The organism is Aminobacter aminovorans, assembly GCF_900445235.1.
Lineage (GTDB): Bacteria > Pseudomonadota > Alphaproteobacteria > Rhizobiales > Rhizobiaceae > Aminobacter > Aminobacter aminovorans.
Map to the genome: position 1 here is coordinate 3,511,247 of NZ_UFSM01000001.1, position 16,543 is coordinate 3,527,789.

The 16,543-nt window shown below is 63.2% G+C and carries 18 protein-coding genes; 13 read left to right on the plus strand and 5 right to left on the minus strand.

The window, feature by feature from the left end; genetic code table 11:
* Positions 1–4: 4 nt before the first annotated feature.
* The 4 genes from DY201_RS17275 to DY201_RS17290 all read left to right on the plus strand — a co-directional run bounded on the left by DY201_RS17275 (position 5) and on the right by DY201_RS17290 (position 5,073).
* Positions 5–196 (plus strand): hypothetical protein, encoded by a 192-nt coding sequence (locus tag DY201_RS17275; protein WP_115732257.1) that lies wholly within the window; start codon positions 5–7, stop codon positions 194–196.
* A 384-nt stretch (positions 197–580) separates the two neighbouring features.
* Positions 581–2,368 (plus strand): AfsR/SARP family transcriptional regulator, encoded by a 1,788-nt coding sequence (locus DY201_RS17280; protein ID WP_115732258.1) that lies wholly within the window; start codon positions 581–583, stop codon positions 2,366–2,368.
* Positions 2,369–2,467: 99 nt separating this feature from the next.
* Entirely contained in the window at positions 2,468–3,385 is a 918-nt protein-coding gene (locus tag DY201_RS17285) for a phosphatase PAP2 family protein (RefSeq protein ID WP_425358734.1), read from the plus strand.
* Positions 3,386–3,396: 11 nt separating this feature from the next.
* On the plus strand, positions 3,397–5,073 hold the full coding sequence (locus DY201_RS17290; RefSeq protein ID WP_115732260.1) for a S8 family serine peptidase: 1,677 nt from the start codon (positions 3,397–3,399) through the stop codon (positions 5,071–5,073).
* Between the two features lie 232 nt (positions 5,074–5,305).
* Here the strand turns inward: DY201_RS17290 and DY201_RS17295 are convergent, their stop codons facing one another.
* Positions 5,306–6,454, minus strand: a complete 1,149-nt coding sequence (locus DY201_RS17295; RefSeq protein WP_115732261.1) for a pyridoxal phosphate-dependent aminotransferase — start codon at positions 6,452–6,454, stop codon at positions 5,306–5,308.
* Positions 6,455–6,590: 136 nt separating this feature from the next.
* Here DY201_RS17295 and DY201_RS17300 point away from each other — a divergent pair, with 136 nt between their 5' ends.
* The 6 genes from DY201_RS17300 to aat all read left to right on the plus strand — a co-directional run bounded on the left by DY201_RS17300 (position 6,591) and on the right by aat (position 11,993).
* Positions 6,591–7,991 carry a M48 family metalloprotease gene (locus DY201_RS17300; protein ID WP_115732262.1) on the plus strand — a complete coding sequence of 467 codons (1,401 nt, stop codon included), beginning with the start codon at positions 6,591–6,593 and terminating at the stop codon, positions 7,989–7,991.
* Positions 7,992–8,149: 158 nt separating this feature from the next.
* The gene (locus DY201_RS17305; protein ID WP_115732263.1) at positions 8,150–8,944 is read left to right on the plus strand and encodes a DsbA family protein; all 795 of its coding nucleotides are present in this window, start codon (positions 8,150–8,152) and stop codon (positions 8,942–8,944) included.
* A 131-nt stretch (positions 8,945–9,075) separates the two neighbouring features.
* Complete coding sequence (gene aroQ, locus DY201_RS17310) at positions 9,076–9,510, plus strand: type II 3-dehydroquinate dehydratase (RefSeq protein ID WP_115732264.1); 435 nt, start codon at positions 9,076–9,078, stop codon at positions 9,508–9,510.
* A gap of 29 nt (positions 9,511–9,539) precedes the next feature.
* The gene (gene accB, locus DY201_RS17315) at positions 9,540–10,001 is read left to right on the plus strand and encodes an acetyl-CoA carboxylase biotin carboxyl carrier protein (RefSeq protein ID WP_115732265.1); all 462 of its coding nucleotides are present in this window, start codon (positions 9,540–9,542) and stop codon (positions 9,999–10,001) included.
* A gap of 18 nt (positions 10,002–10,019) precedes the next feature.
* Complete coding sequence (gene accC / locus DY201_RS17320; protein WP_115732266.1) at positions 10,020–11,363, plus strand: acetyl-CoA carboxylase biotin carboxylase subunit; 1,344 nt, start codon at positions 10,020–10,022, stop codon at positions 11,361–11,363.
* Positions 11,364–11,375: 12 nt separating this feature from the next.
* Positions 11,376–11,993 (plus strand): leucyl/phenylalanyl-tRNA--protein transferase, encoded by a 618-nt coding sequence (aat, locus tag DY201_RS17325; RefSeq protein ID WP_115732267.1) that lies wholly within the window; start codon positions 11,376–11,378, stop codon positions 11,991–11,993.
* A gap of 9 nt (positions 11,994–12,002) precedes the next feature.
* On the opposite strand, the gene DY201_RS17330 is transcribed toward aat, so the two are convergent.
* The 3 genes from DY201_RS17330 to DY201_RS17340 form a co-directional block, all read right to left on the minus strand.
* Positions 12,003–12,377 carry a hypothetical protein gene (locus DY201_RS17330; protein ID WP_115732268.1) on the minus strand — a complete coding sequence of 125 codons (375 nt, stop codon included), beginning with the start codon at positions 12,375–12,377 and terminating at the stop codon, positions 12,003–12,005.
* A 69-nt stretch (positions 12,378–12,446) separates the two neighbouring features.
* Positions 12,447–12,878, minus strand: a complete 432-nt coding sequence (locus DY201_RS17335) for a DUF2155 domain-containing protein (RefSeq protein ID WP_115733841.1) — start codon at positions 12,876–12,878, stop codon at positions 12,447–12,449.
* A gap of 316 nt (positions 12,879–13,194) precedes the next feature.
* Positions 13,195–13,593: an NADH:ubiquinone oxidoreductase subunit NDUFA12 gene (locus DY201_RS17340; RefSeq protein ID WP_067961550.1), complete on the minus strand. Its 399-nt coding sequence runs from the start codon at positions 13,591–13,593 to the stop codon at positions 13,195–13,197.
* A gap of 144 nt (positions 13,594–13,737) precedes the next feature.
* On the opposite strand from DY201_RS17340, the gene DY201_RS17345 reads away from it, so the two are divergent.
* From DY201_RS17345 to panC, 3 genes are all read left to right on the plus strand, one after another.
* Positions 13,738–14,232 carry a hypothetical protein gene (locus tag DY201_RS17345; RefSeq protein WP_245432023.1) on the plus strand — a complete coding sequence of 165 codons (495 nt, stop codon included), beginning with the start codon at positions 13,738–13,740 and terminating at the stop codon, positions 14,230–14,232.
* Between the two features lie 131 nt (positions 14,233–14,363).
* Positions 14,364–15,200 (plus strand): 3-methyl-2-oxobutanoate hydroxymethyltransferase, encoded by an 837-nt coding sequence (gene panB, locus DY201_RS17350; RefSeq protein WP_115732270.1) that lies wholly within the window; start codon positions 14,364–14,366, stop codon positions 15,198–15,200.
* On the plus strand, positions 15,197–16,051 hold the full coding sequence (gene panC / locus DY201_RS17355) for a pantoate--beta-alanine ligase (RefSeq protein ID WP_115732271.1): 855 nt from the start codon (positions 15,197–15,199) through the stop codon (positions 16,049–16,051). The genes panB and panC overlap by 4 nt, the downstream gene beginning before the upstream one ends.
* Here panC and DY201_RS17360 read toward each other — a convergent pair.
* Complete coding sequence (locus tag DY201_RS17360; protein ID WP_115732272.1) at positions 16,048–16,539, minus strand: GNAT family N-acetyltransferase; 492 nt, start codon at positions 16,537–16,539, stop codon at positions 16,048–16,050. The two genes, panC and DY201_RS17360, sit on opposite strands and share 4 nt — an antisense overlap.
* Positions 16,540–16,543 lie beyond the last annotated feature (4 nt).

Consider the following 16,543-nt stretch of genomic DNA (forward strand, 5'->3'; position numbering starts at 1 on the left):
CGAAATGCGTTTTTCTGATGTGCGTGAGAGCCTGCGGAGCATCGGCGTTGTCATGAGCAAGCGTGGCGAAACCATCCGGCTCAATTATTTCGGTGGCCTCGAAGATACGGCCAAATATGCAACCGACCTGCAGGAAGCGCTCGCGCTCGGCAGGGAACTCGCCGGCCCGCGCCGCACCGGTTCGTCGGGGCGCTGAGCATCACTGGCGACGCGACAGGGGCATGATCTGCCTGTCGCGATCACCGAGGCGATTATTCCGAACCAATTGGCGCGCGAAGTGGTTAGATCCCATTCGATAGCCCGTCACACAGCATTTCACGGCTGCTTTGACGTTTCACTCACGCCGCAATCACCCCGCCTACCCTAACGTCCTTCCGAAATCAGGCCGGAATCACCTCCGGCAAGAGTGGTGAGGAACGCTGGAATGCTGCAGGTTTTGCCCGGTGCCAGAAGCATACAAGCACGCGCACTTGCCGGAATGTCGTTGTATGATCCCGATGCAAGTTGCGAGGGGCACAGGCGATTCGACCTGTGGTACCCTCTTCGGGGGCATGGACGACCTGCAGCGAAGGTCCGCACGATGGCTGGTGACGACGCCAGTACTCTTTGCAATATCTACCTGTTCGGGGCGCTGGCCGTCACCGACGCAGCCGGCGCGTCGTGCACGCCCAAGGCGCAGAAATCGCGTGCTCTCATGGCCATGCTGGCGCTCGCCCCGCGCGGTGCCCGCTCGCGCATCTGGCTTCGCGACAAGCTGTGGAGCGACCGTGGCGAGGAACAGGCCGCAGCGAGCCTGAGACAGGCGCTCGTCGACGTGCGCAAGTCGCTTGGCCCGATCGCCGACAGCATCATCATCTCCGACAATCACACGATTTCGCTCGACCTCAACCGCGTATCGGTCGACGCTCTGCAACTGCTCGACCTGTCGCGCCAATCCGTGCCCAGCGAAGTCGAGCTCGAATCCTGGCCGGAACTGCTCGAAGGCCTCGACATCGGCGACCCCGAATTCGAAGAATGGCTGATGCTCGAGCGGCAGGTCTGGCAGGGCCGGCTCGAAAACGCGCTTGGCCAGCGCGACGTCAGCCCCAAGGACAGGCGCAGCAATGGACTCATCCCGGTCCAGGGCCAGAAGCCGGGGCCGAACTCCTCCGACGGTGGAAACCGCAAGTCGCTGCCGCTGAACGCCGCCCGGACCGGCTGGTCGGTGGCGCTGCTGCCGCCGGCAATATCGGGCGATGCCTTCGAGGCGGAATCGCTGCCCGACATGTTCGCCGAACTGCTGGTGAGGTCGCTGCTCGAAGGAGGCGAACTTACCGTCTCCGACCTGTCGCGGCCGGATCTTTCAGCAGCACAGGAACCGGACGCAACATTCGGGTCGGTGGCGCTGGCCATTCAGGTCCGCTACCGCTTCTCGGCCCACCAGGCCTATGTCAGCGTCAGCGTCCATCGCACCGCCGACCGGAGCCTGCTGTGGATGGGCGGTGCCACCCTCGAACGTCGTGCCGTCGAGGCCGGCGAAACCTCGGCAGCGCACCAGCTCATCAACGAGGCGATGGACGAGTTGCGCAAATACTTCATCGCACGCTCGGAACAGACCGACGACGCCATCGAGGCAGAGAGCCTCTATGCTGCCGTCAACGCCATGTTCCGGCTGTCGCGCAACGACCTCGTCATGTCCGAGGCGTCGCTTCGGCGCATCATTGCCCAACGGCCGTCGTCGCAGGCCTATGCGTGGCTCGCCTTCCTGATGACTTTCCAGGTCGGCCAGCGGTTCTCCGACTCCGCTGTGGCCATCGAGCAGGCCCAGCACTACGCCCGCAAGGCGCTGGAACTCGATTCCAGCAATTCGGTCACCTTGGCCCTCGTCGGTCATGTGCATTCGTTCCTGTTCGGCGAATATGACTACGCATCGGGTCTGTTCGAGCGCGCCATCCGCGCCAATCCGACCCAGGTGCTCGGCTGGGACCTCTATTCGATGCTGCATGCCTATGCCGGTCAGCCGGGCAAGGGCCTCAGCCTAGCCAACTGGGCGCGCCATCTCGGTGCCTACAGCCCCTATCGCTACTATTTCGACACGTCGCGGCTGATCAACGCCACACTGGCCGGCAATCACCGTGTCGCCATCGAAGCCGGCGAGCAGGCGCTGCGCGAACGGCCCGATTTCAACTCGCTGCTTCGTTATCTGGTAGCGAGCCACGCCCAGCTCGGCGACATCCGGGCCGCGCGCTCGCTGCTCGACCGCCTGAACGTCGTCGAACCAAATTTCTCGATCAGTTCGCTGATCGACGCCCGCTATCCGATCATGCGCACCGAGGGCGGCGCCAATCTGATTTCCGGCCTGATCAAGGCCGGCGTCAAGAAAACATGACAGACGCGCCGAGCACCGCAAATTTTGATCAATTCAATGGGGAATTCAGTGTCTGGCAACGACAGTTCCGCGCCTGTTGAGGGCGGCTTTTCGCACTTTATGGATCAGTACCGTTTCAAGGTCGCCGGCGACGACGTGCTGCCTTGTGCTGCCACGGACCGGCCTCCGATCGTGCTGGAAACGCTCGCATCCGGCGCCGAGGCAATGGTGATGGCGGCAGGCGTCGCCAGCGCCGTCATGAGCGCCGGCGTACTCAACAAGGCCTCGCTCAACAAGAACAAAAACAAAAACAAAAACAAGAATAAAAACAAGAACAAAGGCGGCGCACTTCAATCTGGTTCGGGCAGCGGGTCGCAGAGCAGCCTGATCCCGGCCTTCGAGCTCAGGCGTCTGCACACGTCGCCCTCGCCACACGCCTTTACGGCAGCGCGCAAGTTCACCTGGGAGCAGCTCGACATGCCGCTGCCGCCCGGCCCCGACGTGACCCGTCTCGAAACCACCGTCATGCTTTCGCTCCAGGCCCGTGACCGCGAACGTTCGCGTCGCAAGGAGGACATCGAGCGCGAGGCGACGCTTGACGTCTCCGACTTCACCAAGCCGCTGGGCATCGACGGAATCAGCGGCTTCGACCAGACCGAGGGCCTGTTCCAGTCGATCCTGACGGCCTGCGAATATGTCGGGCTGATCTACAAGGCAAAGTTCAACCGCACCCGGCCCAACCAGGTCGAGCCACGCTTGCGGCTGATGCTGCCCAATCCGGCGCACCAGGCCTATCCGAGCAACCACTCGTTCCAGTGCCACTCGATTGCCTTTGCCTTCAATGCCATCCTGCCGGAGCACCCGGCGACGGAGGAGCTGTCGCGCATCGCCCGCAAGGTTGCAGAAAATCGCGAATGGGCCGGTCTGCACTATCCGAGCGACACCAATGGCGGTAGGGCGCTGGCGCAGCGCTTCCAGCCCTATCTCAGGGACGCTTTCATGGCGAACTATCTCGCCGCACAGCGCGAATGGCTCTGAGGGGAGCGACCATGGCAAACGGCAACCAGCAGTTCTCCTTCCAGCATCCTCAGTCCTACTATTATCTCTGGCACCTTGCAGCGCTCGGCGTGATCGATGCCACCTTCGGGCCGCTGACCCCGGGCGGCGAGGTCGATTATTCCTCGCCGACCATCAACGGCACCGTCTGGGACGCCATCACCGAGGCTTTCCCCGCTGCAACGGCTCCCGCGACCGTCGCATTGATCGATGTCGGCGTCAGCCGCAGCCATCCCAATCTCAAGAGCCGGCTGGACGCGGTGAAGTCGATTGACCTGGTGAGCCATCCCTGTGGCGCAAAATACGTCGCTGCCCCCGCTGCCAGCCCCTACGACCCGGAGGTCAAGGCCGCCTTCTTCACCGGCATTTCCACCGCAGGGCTGGGCACACTCAACCTGACCGGGCCCGAGACAGCCTATCTCGGCAGCCTGATCGCCGAACTCTCGGCATCCGAAGGCGTGCTGCACACGCTGATCGAGGGTGACGAGACCTTCGGCAGTCACGGCACCGCCGTGGCCGGCCTCGTCGTCGGCGAACCCGCCGTAACCGTTGCGCCAAATCCGACGATTGCCCTGACCGATGTGCTGATCGCCGACGACGGCAGTGCCGCGCCGAACCCGAACCGCAACATGCTGCCCTATTTCGGCGTCGACCCGCTGTCGCGGCTGATCTCGATCAGGACCGGCTTCGAGCAGCAGCCGGACCAGTTCATCGCCGCGTTCCTCTACGCCTTTGCCAATGGCGCCGACGTCATCCTGTTGCCACGCGGCATTCCGGACCCGGTGCGCAGCGTTCTGAACGCCAAGTCCGAGCTGTCGCAGGATCTCGACGACCGCGCCAACTGGGAGCGTGCCGACCTGTTCGCCCGTCTCGAGGAGGCGACGCCGCCGGCAAGCGAGATCAGGCCACACGCCGTCGGCAAGACCGGCAATCGCGAAATTGCCTGGAACACCCTGGCCAAGCTGATTGTCGCCATCAGCCGAAAGGTGCCCGTCGTCTGCGCGGCCGGCAATGACGGCGAAAGCCAGCTGATCTACCCGGCCAATCTCGCGGCTGCCAACAACGGCATCGTTGCCGTCGGCGCGGTAACGCCGCATGGGTACCGCTCAGGCTACAGCAATTACGGCGCCAAGCTGACGCTTGTCGCTCCGTCGGACGATTTCGAGATCTACAACCGGCACCAGTTGCGCGTCGACCGCACCGACCCGATGGTCGAGCAGCACTACTACCATCCGGGCAAGGGCAAGGTCATTCCGTACAGCCATTTCTCGCTGCTGACCACCGACTTGCCCGGCACGTTCGGTTACGCCGGCGGCTCCGATCCCTACTCGGCTATCCTGCCGCCGCTGGATAACCAGGGCATCGGCGGCGGCTATTACACCACCTTCGGCGGAACTTCGGGGGCTGCGGCTCTTGTCGCCGGGGTAGCTGCCCTCACCGCACGCGCCCACAAGGCGAGGCATGGTGCCGGGGCCAGGCTGGACGGCATGGCGTCCAAGGCCAACCTCATCGCTGCCTGCGATCAGAATGCCTCGGTCAAGCCAGGCTCGACCCCGCTGACACAGGACCCGATGAATGCGGACAACGAACCGGCGAAGGGCAAGACGTACTTCTTCGGCGCCGGCCTGCTCGATGCCGGCAAGGCGGTCGCTGCAATACTCGCGCCCTGACCCGATCGCTTAGAACTCATGTCGGAATGCATGCTGGGGGGCATGGGCATTCCGGCGCTCAGGCGGCAAAGCCCATCCTCCCCTTTGCCCCTGTCCGCCCCGTCGGCACGACCGACGGGGCGGTTGCCTTTCCAGCAATTCCAGGAAAAGTGTTCAGCGGTTTTCCGTCCGGAATTGCGCAGGAACAAGAAGATCGAGGGCGTACGCCATTCGAAGAGAAAGCTGAAGCCCTCTATCGCAGCCAACGTTCCAGGCGATCCATCGACTCGATCATCTCGTCATGGCTGCCGGCATAGGAAAACCGCATGAAACGGTGCCCTGCCAGCGGGTCGAAATCCCGGCCCGGCGTTGCCGCGACATGGGCCTCGGCGAGCATGCGGCTTGCAAACTCCATGCTGTCATTGGTCAGCCGCGAGACATCGCAGAAGGCGTAGAAGGCGCCGTCCATCGGGGCGGCGAAGCTGAAGCCCAGTTCCGGCAGCCTTCTGGCCAGCAATTCGCGATTCCAGGCGTAACGTGCCTTGATCACTTCGAGTTCGTCGGTGACGTTGAACGCCTCGATGGCCGCCACCTGCGACAGCTCGGGCGCCGAGATGTAAAGCGATTGCGCGATGCGCTCGACCGGCCGGACCAGCCGCTCCGGCAACACCATCCAGCCGATGCGCCAGCCAGTCATGCAGTAATATTTGGAAAACGAGTTGATGACGGTGACATCAAGGTCATAGGCGAGCGCCGTCACATCGGGCGCGCCATAGGCCAGCCTGTGATAGATCTCGTCGGAAATCACTGCGATGCCAAGTTCACGGGCGGTATCGACGAGTGCCTTGAGGTCGCCTGCCGGCACGACTGCACCGGTCGGATTGGCGGGGCTGGCGAACAGCACGCCTGTCAGCGCCTTCTGTTCATGTGCCGCACGCAGGTGCTCGGCATGCAGATAGGCGGCGCCCTCCAGTTCGATCTCGACCACCTCGAGGCCGAGCGCCCCCATGATATTGCGATAGGCAGGATAACCGGGAGCCGCGATCGCCACGCGGTCGCCTGCATCGAACATCGCCAGGAAGGCGAGGTTGAACGCAGCGGACGAGCCGGTAGTGACGGCGATTCGCGAAACCGGCACGTCGATGCGGTAATGTTCTGCATAGTGCGCCGAGATCGCCTTGCGCAGATCGGCAAGCCCGAGCGCGTCGGTGTAGCCGATACGGCCGTGCTTGAGCGCTGCGGCCGCGGCATCTCGCACCCGCTGCGGTGCCGGATCGGATGGCTGGCCGACGGCCATCGAAATGACCGGGGCGCCCAACGCCTTGAGCCTGTTGGCTTCGGCCAGGATGTCCATCGCATGGAAGGGCTCGACCTCGCCGCGCCGTGAAATCGCAACCGCCATCTTCGTCCACTTTCTACTGTCGCCCGCCAGGCAATGTGCCGCACAAATGCCTGATTGATATGGGGATCACAAGTTGATGAGTTTTTTGAACCAACCTTTTCACAGCCCGACGGCTCGTTTACGAGTGTTCCCCGCCATGCAGAGCATCACAAGTCTTTCGCGTTTCGTCGCAAGATCAACGCGCGCGGTCACCGCGCTTGCATTGTCGGCCGGGCTTGCTCTCGGCTCGACGGGAACTACGCATGCGCAGGGCGTGCCGATCGTCCGCGACGCCGAGATCGAGGCCCTGGTTCGCGAATACGCCCGGCCGATCCTCAAGGCCGCAGGACTTGCCAACTCGAACATCAACATCGTGCTCGTCAACGACCCGGCGTTCAATGCCTTCGTCGCCGGGCGGCGCATGTTCATCAACACCGGCGCATTGATGACCGCCGAGACGCCGAACGAGATCATCGGCGTCATCGCGCATGAGGCTGGTCACATCGCCGGCGGCCACCAGGAACGCCTGCGCGACCAGCTGGCGCGCGCCCAGACGATGGCGATCGTCGCCGCCCTGCTTGGCGCCGGTGCCATGGTCGCGGGTGCAGCGAGTGACGCAAAGGGCCTTGGTGCTGCGGGCGCCGGCGTCGTCGCCGGCGGTTCGGAAATGGCACGGCGCAGCCTGCTCGGCTACCAGCGCACGGAAGAAGTCACCGCCGACCGTTCGGCGATCACCTATCTCAATGCCACCGGCCAGTCGGCGCAGGGCATGCTGAAGACATTCCAGCGCTTCCAGAACGCACTGTCGCTGTCGGGCGCGCGCGTCGATCCCTATCAGGTCAGCCACCCTATGCCGCGCGAGCGCATCGCCAATCTCGAGACGCTGGCCCGCGAAAGTCCGTATTTCGACAAGAAGGATTCCGAGGCGCTGCAGCAGCGCCACGACATGATGCGCGTCAAGATCGCCGCCTACACCCAAGGGCAGGCCGCCACCTCGAGGCTGCTGCGCGGCACCGACGGCCTCGCCTCGCGCTATGGCGACGCCCAATCGACCTATCTGTTCGGCGACCTGCGCTCGGCGCTGAGCAAGACCGACGCACTGATCAAGTCGCAGCCCAAGAACGCCTATTTCCACGAATTGCGCGGCGACATACTGATGAAGTCGAACAAGCCTGCGCAGGCCGCGGAAGCCTATTCAACGGCGGTCAAGCTCGACCAGGCGAAATCCGGAATCCTGCCAATCCAGCTCGGCCAGACTTATCTTGCCATGGGCACGCCGGACGCGCTCAAGAAGGCTGTCGTCGAAATCCGCAAGGGCCTCGACCGCGACCGCGAGAACGCCTCGGGCTACCGCTACCTCGCTCAGGCCTACGGCATGCTCGGCGACGTCGCCGACGCCGATCTTGCCACCGCCGATGGCCATTATTACAGCGGCGCCTACCAGGACGCCAAGATCTTCGCGATGCGAGCCCAGCAGAAGCTCAAGCCGGGTTCGCCGGGTTGGGTGCGCGCGCAGGACATCATCAACTACAAAGCGCCAAGCAAGAAAAAGAAGTGAACCTTCTTTCGATGGACAGCGACACACACAGCGCCGCGCGTTCTCTGGACGCGCAAACGACGCTGTGAAACTTTAAACCTCATGCATGCTCCTTTCCGAAAATCGTTTCAGATTTTCGGGGGCATGCATAAGCCGAAGCGGCTGGAGACCCAGGGACTATGAAAAAAGCACTTCTTCTCGCCACGACCGGCATCGCTGTTGCCCTCGCCATGCTGGCCTTCGGCCTCGCCGGTTCGCCAAACGCCGCACATGCGGAAACAACGGCTGCCGCTACCCTCGACAAGAAGCAAGTCGAGACGATCGTACGCGACTATCTGCTCAACAACCCTGAACTGCTGCTCGAAATGCAGGGCGCGCTCGAAGCCAAGCAGAAGGAAGAGCAGCGCATCGCCAGCCTGAGCGTGATTAAGGACAACAAGGACGAGATTTTCAGCTCGAAGTTCGACGGCATCGTCGGCAATCCCAACGGCAAGATCACCATCGTCGAGTTCTACGACTACAATTGCGGTTACTGCAAACGCGCCCAGGCGGACATGAACGCGCTGACCAAGGCCAACCCCGATCTGCGCTTCGTGCTCAAGGAATTCCCGATCCTTGGACCGGATTCGCAGAAGGCCCATGTCGTGTCGATGGCCTTCCGTAAGCTGATGCCGGAGAAGTACGGCGAGTTCCACGACAAGCTGATCGGCGGCGAAGGCCGCGCCGGCGAAGACAGCGCCATCAAGCTCGCGCTAGAGTTCGGCGCCGACGAAGCCAAACTGCGCGAGGCGATGAAGGACCCCGAGATCGGCGAAGCCTTCAACCGCACCTACGATCTTGCCAACAAGCTACAGATCAGCGGCACGCCATCCTATGTCGTCGGCAACGAGGTCGTCTTCGGCGCGCTCGGCCAGGACGTGCTGGCTGAAAAGATCGCCGCGGCAGCCGCCTGCCAGGCAAATTCCACCTGCTGAGCAAGCTTTGTTCAGCGCGAGCCGTTGTGGACAGCGCAAGAAGTCGCTTGCGCTCTTTCCGCGACGGCTTATGCCGATTATAGAGGGTCCGCCGCGCCAGAGAGGATCTGGCGGGTGGAAAGGTCTGTAATTTGAAAACGGTTTACGTCCTCAACGGTCCGAACCTTAACATGCTGGGCAAACGCGAACCCGGCATTTATGGCGGCAAGACCCTGGCCGACATCGAAGCCGACTGCCAGGCGGCAGCCGCATCGCTCGGACTTGCGATCGATTTCCGTCAATCGAACCATGAAGGCGTTCTGGTCGACTGGATTCACGAGGCGGGCGAAAAAGCCGCCGGCATCGTGCTCAATGCAGGCGCCTATACCCACACGTCGATCGCGCTGCAGGACGCCATTCGTGCCGTTTCGCCCTTGCCGGTCGCAGAGGTGCACCTTTCCAACATCCACGCCCGCGAGCCGTTCCGCCACAAATCGATGGTGGCACCGGTGGCCGTGGGCATGATCTGCGGCTTCGGGCCGCTCGGATACACGCTGGCGCTGCAGGCGCTGGCCGCCCGGCTCTGACCGGAAACAGGAAGAGAAAAGGCTAGAAAATGGCGACGAAGAAGACCGATGGTGTTGATCAGCAGCTCGTCCGCGACCTCGCAGGAATTCTGAACGATACCAACCTGACGGAGATCGAAGTCGAGCTCGGCGACCTTAAGGTGCGCGTGTCGCGCCAGGCAGCGGCTGCTGTCCAGACCTATGCAGCCCCAGCGCCTCTGGCGGTCGCAGCTGCTGCACCGGTTGCCGCTGCCGCTCCTGCTGCCGTCGACACCTCCAAGAACGCAGTGCCCTCGCCGATGGTCGGCACCGCCTATCTCGCGCCATCACCGGATGCCAAGCCGTTCATCGAGGTCGGCTCGGTGGTCAAGGAAGGCCAGACACTGCTGATCATCGAGGCGATGAAGACGATGAACCAGATTCCGTCGCCGCGCTCCGGCACGGTCAAGGCGATCCTCATCGAAGACGCGCAGCCTGTCGAATACGGCATGCCGCTCGTCGTCGTCGAGTAAGCCGGAAGGCTGCGCGCAATGTTTCAGAAAATCCTGATCGCCAATCGCGGCGAAATCGCCCTCAGAGTGCTGCGCGCGGCCAAGGAGCTCGGCATCCAGACGGTCGCCGTTCACTCCACCGCCGACGCCGACGCCATGCATGTGCGCCTCGCCGACGAGAGCGTCTGCATCGGCCCGCCGCCGTCGCGCGACAGCTATCTCAACATCCACCAGATCGTCGCGGCCTGCGAGATCACAGGCGCCGACGCCGTCCATCCGGGCTACGGCTTCCTGTCGGAGAACGCCAAGTTCGCCGACATCCTGGCGGCGCACAACATCACCTTCATCGGTCCCTCGGGCGACCACATCCGCATCATGGGCGACAAGATCGAAGCCAAGCGCACCGCAAAGCGCCTGGGCATTCCGGTCGTGCCCGGTTCGGAAGGCGCCGTCAGCGACGAGAAGGAAGCCAAGCGTATCGCCGCCGAGATTGGCTATCCCGTCATCATCAAGGCGTCCGCCGGCGGCGGCGGCCGCGGCATGAAGGTGGCGCTCACCGAGGCCGATCTTGAAATCGCACTCGCCACGGCGCGCTCCGAAGCCGGCGCCGCCTTCGGCGACGACGCCGTCTACATCGAAAAATACCTGCAGAAGCCGCGCCATATCGAAGTGCAGATCTTCGGCGACGGGGCCGGCAAGGGCGTGCATCTCGGCGAACGCGACTGCTCGCTGCAGCGCCGCCACCAGAAGGTCTGGGAAGAGGCCAATTCGCCCGCCCTCAACGCGGAAGAACGCTCGCGCATCGGCGACATCTGCGCCAACGCGGTGGCCAATCTCGGCTATTCCGGCGCCGGCACGATCGAGTTCCTCTACGAGAACGGCGAGTTCTATTTCATCGAGATGAACACCCGCCTTCAGGTCGAGCACACGATCACCGAAGCGATCACCGGCATCGACCTCGTGCATGAACAGATCCGCGTCGCCTCGGGCGGCGGCCTGTCGGTCACCCAGAACGACATCCGCTTCCACGGTCACGCCATCGAGTGCCGCATCAATGCCGAGGACCCACGCACCTTCGTGCCCTCGCCCGGCACGATCACCCATTTCCACACGCCAGGCGGCTTGGGCATCCGTGTCGATTCGGGCGTCTATTCCGGCTACCGCATCCCGCCTTACTACGACAGCCTGATCGGCAAGCTCATCGTGCATGGCCGCAACCGCGTCGAATGCATGATGCGTCTGCGGCGCGCGCTCGATGAATTCGTGGTAGATGGTATCAAGACGACGTTGCCGCTGTTCCGCGAGCTTGTCGGTAACCCCGACATCGCAAATGGCGACTACGACATCCACTGGCTGGAAAAACATCTCGCGAAAGGCGAGTAGAATGAGGGTCGCATGACCCGACCTTATGCGCCCGGCTATGGCATACCCACGGACCTTCTTCTGAAGGCCTATGCGTCGGGCGTTTTTCCCATGGCAGAAAGCGCGTCGGATCCGGAAGTCTTCTGGGTCCGGCCCGAGACGCGCGGCATCATCCCCTTCGACGGCTTTCATGTGCCGCACAGCCTCGCCAAGACGATCCGGCAAGGCCATTTCGAGATTCGCTTCGACAGCGACTTCGAAGGCGTCATCGACGCCTGCGCCGAACGGCGCGCAGGCCGTCTGTCGACCTGGATCAACGCGCCGATCCGCGAGGCCTACACCCACCTTCATCGCGTCGGCAACGCTCACTCCGTCGAAGCCTGGCGCGACGGCGAACTGGTCGGCGGACTCTACGGCGTGTCCCTGGGTCGCGCCTTCTTCGGCGAAAGCATGTTTTCGCGCGAAACCGACGCATCCAAGGTCTGCCTCGTCCACCTGGTGCAGCGGCTCCAGGAACGCGGGTTCCTGCTGCTCGACACGCAGTTCACCACCGATCACCTGAAGCGCTTCGGTGCTGTCGACGTACCGCGCGACAAGTACGAGAAGATGCTCGCCAAGGCGCTTATTGGCGAAGCCACGTTCATGCCCTGAGGGGCGCTGCTATCCCTTGGTCTTGCCGGCGTTCGCTATCGGCGTCTGGGCATGGAACATCATCTTCCAGCCTTGCAGGCGATGCACATAACCGGTGCTCACCAGTGCCTGATACGGCTCGCCATTGTCGCGGATCGCCTTGGCCTCATAAGTCAGCATGACGATGTCGCTGCCCGGCTCGACGATACCTTGCACCTTCATCTCGAGGTTGCGCCAGCGATGGGGCTTCGTCGCGGTTGCGGCGAGTTCGGCATTGCTCATCACGCCGGACATTTCGGGAAATGCCACAAGGCATTCCCTGTCGGCGTTTTCGGCAAAGAACTTCTGGTCGCCGGTCCAGAACTCCCGTTCGAGCTCAAGCAGTTCGTCACGGTTGACGGTCACGGCACGATCCTCCGTTGGCGTTGCTCACGACGCCAAACGTCAGGGACCCGATGCGGTTCCGAAAAAGGATCAGTTGGTCTTGGCGGCTTGCGGCGCCGGAACGTCCGACTTCTGCTTGCAGGCTTTCAGCCAGACGTCATAGACGGCATGCTCGACGGCGTTGAGGCCCGGGCTTTCGGCAAACATCCAGCCGGTAAAGATACGCCTGATCTTGCGATCGAGGGTGATCTCGTCGACCTCGACGAAGGAATCCGTCTTCGGCTCTTCGTTCTCGGGCCTGGAATAGCAGACGCGCGGCGTCACCTGCAGCGCGCCGAACTGCACCGTCTCATCGACATAGACGTCGAAGGTGATGATGCGGCCAGTGATCTTGTCGATGCCAGCAAACTCGGCGACCGCGTTCTTGATGCGCTGGGGCGGTGCCGCGACCTTGGGTGCTGGCTGTGTCTCGCTGGGAGCAGGCTGGGCCTGATCCGGCGCAGGCTGGCCCTCACCCGGCAAAGGTTGGACGTCGATGGCCGGGAGATCGTCACCTTGTTCGACCTGCTGGTCGAGTGGCAGCCGCTCGATGCTGTCCTGGGCCATCGCCTGGCCAAGCCCTGCGCACAGCGCCGCGGCAACAAGCAGGGCTTTCGCCTTCGATCGTCCGCTCGACGGAATCCGGCCAGGAAATGTCATTCAGTCGTTACCGCCGTTGCGCCCGGAGTGTGTCCCACTCGCTGATTCCCACGCGCCAAGGCTAATCGCCTGACGCCAATGGGCAAGGAGTTAGCCGCCAATTGTGGCGACAAATGTCCGCGCCGTTAAGCCGTCTTTGTTATGCGCCGGGCGTCCAGGCGTCGTAGTCGCCGGTGACCTGCGGGCGATGCGTATTGCCGAGAACCGAACCCTTCGGGCGGTATGCGCCGCCAGTACCGGTCAGGTTTGGCTGATGCGGCTTCTGCCAGTCGCGCGGAATGTAGTTGTCGCTCGGCGGCGCAACGTCGACGCGATGGTGCATCCAGCCGTGCCAGCCGGGTGGAATCATCGAGGCTTCGGCATAACCGTTGTAGATCACCCAGCGGCGCGTGCGGCCTTCCGAATCCTTGCCGCCTTCGTAATAGACGTTGCCGAATTCGTCCTGGCCCACCTTGGTGCCTTTGCGCCAAGTGTGGAAACGCGTGCCAAGGGTCTGGCCGTTCCACCAGGTGAAAAACTGGACAAGGAATTTCTTCATCGGATCCTCGCGGCAGGCGCGTCGAAAGTCTCCTGCTTATGGCGTCACGCTGGCGCGAAGGCAAGAGTTTAGAAGCCCCATCTTGCCGCCTGCGACGATTGGCAGACGATCCATCAACACCTACTGTTGGCGGCGAGCACCAGAATGGACCCATCCATGCCCTTCATGCAGATCCTCGAAATGCTGAGCATGCTGGTGACGATCTTCGGCTTGCCTCTGGCGATCTTCATCTTCGTCTTCGAACAGCGCAAGCAACGCGTCAACGAGGAGGAGGAAATCTATCAGATGCTGTCCGACGGCTACACGAACTTCCTGACGCTGTCGCTCGACCATTCCGACCTTTACCTGCAGTCGCAGACAGCAGCGCAGGACCTGACGGCTGAACAAAAGGATCGGCTGCTCGCCATGTTCGCCATCCTGATCTCCCTGTTCGAACGCGCCTATCTCGTCGCCTACGAGGCCGGCATGTCCGAGCGCAAGCGCCGCCGCTGGGCCTCTTGGGAAGACTTCATGCGCGAATGGTGCCGACGCGAGGATTTTCGCAACGCCCTGCCCCAACTGCTGCCCGGCGAGGATCCGGAGTTTGCCGTCTATATCAGGCGCCTGGCGCAGGAAGAGGCACAGCCGCGCTCGTCCTGATGGACGATGCCATCTCGCAGTTGCTCACGCCTTCATCTCGCACTTGCAAAATGCTTAGCCGGTCCGTAATGGACTCCGGCCCGTTGGGCTCTCGGATCGGCTGAAGCCGGACCCTCGAGGGAGGAAAAGACATGGCTTCTGACGCGCCTGCGGCTGCCGGCCGCATCACGCCCGCCGCTCTGTTGGCCCGCAAGGGCAAGGAGCCCATCGTCTGTTTGACTGCGTACACCTATCCCATCGCCCGTCTGCTCGACCCGCATGTCGACCTGCTGCTCGTCGGTGACAGCGTTGCGATGGTTCTGCATGGCCATCCAAACACGCTGGGCGCGACGATGGACATGATGATCGCCCACGGCCAGGCGGTGATGCGCGGCTCCTCCCACGCCTGCGTCGTCGTCGACATGCCGGCAGGCAGCTATGAGGACACTGTCGACAACGCCGTCACTTCTGCCAGCCGTATCATGCGTGAAACCGGCTGCGATGCGGTCAAGCTCGAAGGCGGCGTGGCCATCGCCGCTCAGATCGCGGCGATCGTCGCATCAGGCATCCCTGTCATGGGCCATATCGGGCTGTTGCCGCAATCGGTGGAGAAGGAAGGCGGCTACAAGATCAAGGGCCGCTCCGAGGCCAATGCCGAGGCGCTTTACGCCGACGCCAGGGCAGTCGAGGCGTCAGGCGCCTTTTCGGTCGTCATCGAGGGGACCGTCGAGCCGGTGGCAGCCGAGATCACCCGCCGCATCTCCATTCCCACTGTTGGCATCGGCGCCAGCCCGGCTTGCGACGGCCAGGTTCTTGTCATCGACGACGCCATCGGCCTGACCGTCGACCGCGTTCCGAAATTCGTCAAGGAGTACGCGCATTTGCGCGATGTCGTCGCCGATGCCGCAGCTGCTTACGCCCGCGACGTCCGCAGCCGCGCCTTCCCTGGCCCCGAGCACCTGTTTTCTCTGACCAAGGACAAGGCATGACCGTCGTCGCCGAAACCATCGCCGCCCTACGCGCCCAGGTACGGGCATGGCGAGCCGAAGGCCTGAGGGTCGCGCTGGTGCCGACAATGGGCGCGCTGCATGATGGGCATGTCTCGCTGATGCGTGCGGCGCTCGAGCGCGCCGACCGTTGCGTCGTCTCGATCTTCGTCAATCCACGCCAGTTCGCGCCGACGGAAGACCTCGACAAATATCCACGCCAACTGGCGCTCGATCTCGACAGGCTGGAGAAGGCTGGCGTCCACCTGGCCTTCACGCCCGGCGTCGAGGAGGTCTACCCGCAGGGCTTTGCCACCTCTATCTCGGTCGGCGGCCCGTCGGCCGGGCTCGAAACCGATTTCCGCCCGGCCTTTTTCGATGGCGTCGCCACCGTCGTCGGCAAGCTGTTCATCCAGTCGGAGCCCGACCTCGCCGTGTTCGGCGAGAAGGATTACCAGCAGATCTGCGTCGTGAAGAAGCTCGTGCAGGACCTGAACCTGCCCGTCGAGGTGGTCGCCTCGCCGACGATCCGCGACGGCGAAGGCCTCGCCATGTCGTCGCGCAACGCCTATCTCAGCACAGCCGAGCTTAATATCGCGCGCCAGCTCAACAAAGTGCTGCGCAAGGCCGCATCTGCGCTCGAAGGGGGCGCCGACGAGGCCGCAACGATGGCCACAGCGCGTCAGCAGATCCTTGATGCCGGCTTCGATGTCGTCGACTATGTCGAGGCACGGGAAAGCCTGACGCTGGCGCCATGGCAGAAGGACCGCGACGGCCGCGTCCTGGTCGCCGCCCGCCTCGGCAAGACGCGGCTCATCGACAATGTCGAGGTGGCGGCCAGCCTGGCCCTTTAGCCCAGCCTCTTCTCGAAGATCAGCGCTGGAATGCCGGACTGCTCCGCACCGCAATTGGCGGTTTCGCCGATACGCGAGAAGCCGCTGGCGGCATAGAAGGCCTGCGCCTGCGTGTTGGCTTCTTCAACCTCTATACGCATTGTCCGTGCTTCGGGAAAACTCTGCTCGACCTCGTCAAGCAGCAACCGGCCAATGCCCGCGCGCTGGTTCCCGGGGCGTACGTAGAGCTGGTGCAGCACCAGCACCTTGCCATCGCTGGTCGCGGCGGCAAAAGCCATGCCGGCAATCCCCCTGCCGTCGTCGGCGACGAGGAACTCGGAATTCGGCCGTGTCAGCCGCGCCTTGAGCGACGCCAGCGAGTGCCATTCGGCGGTAATTTCATCGACCCGCTCGACACCGTAGATCGCATCGTAGGTCGCGTGCCACGTCTCGGCGAGCAGCGCCTTGATCGTTTCAAGGTCGCGCTCGCTCGCCGTACGGACAAACATCGCT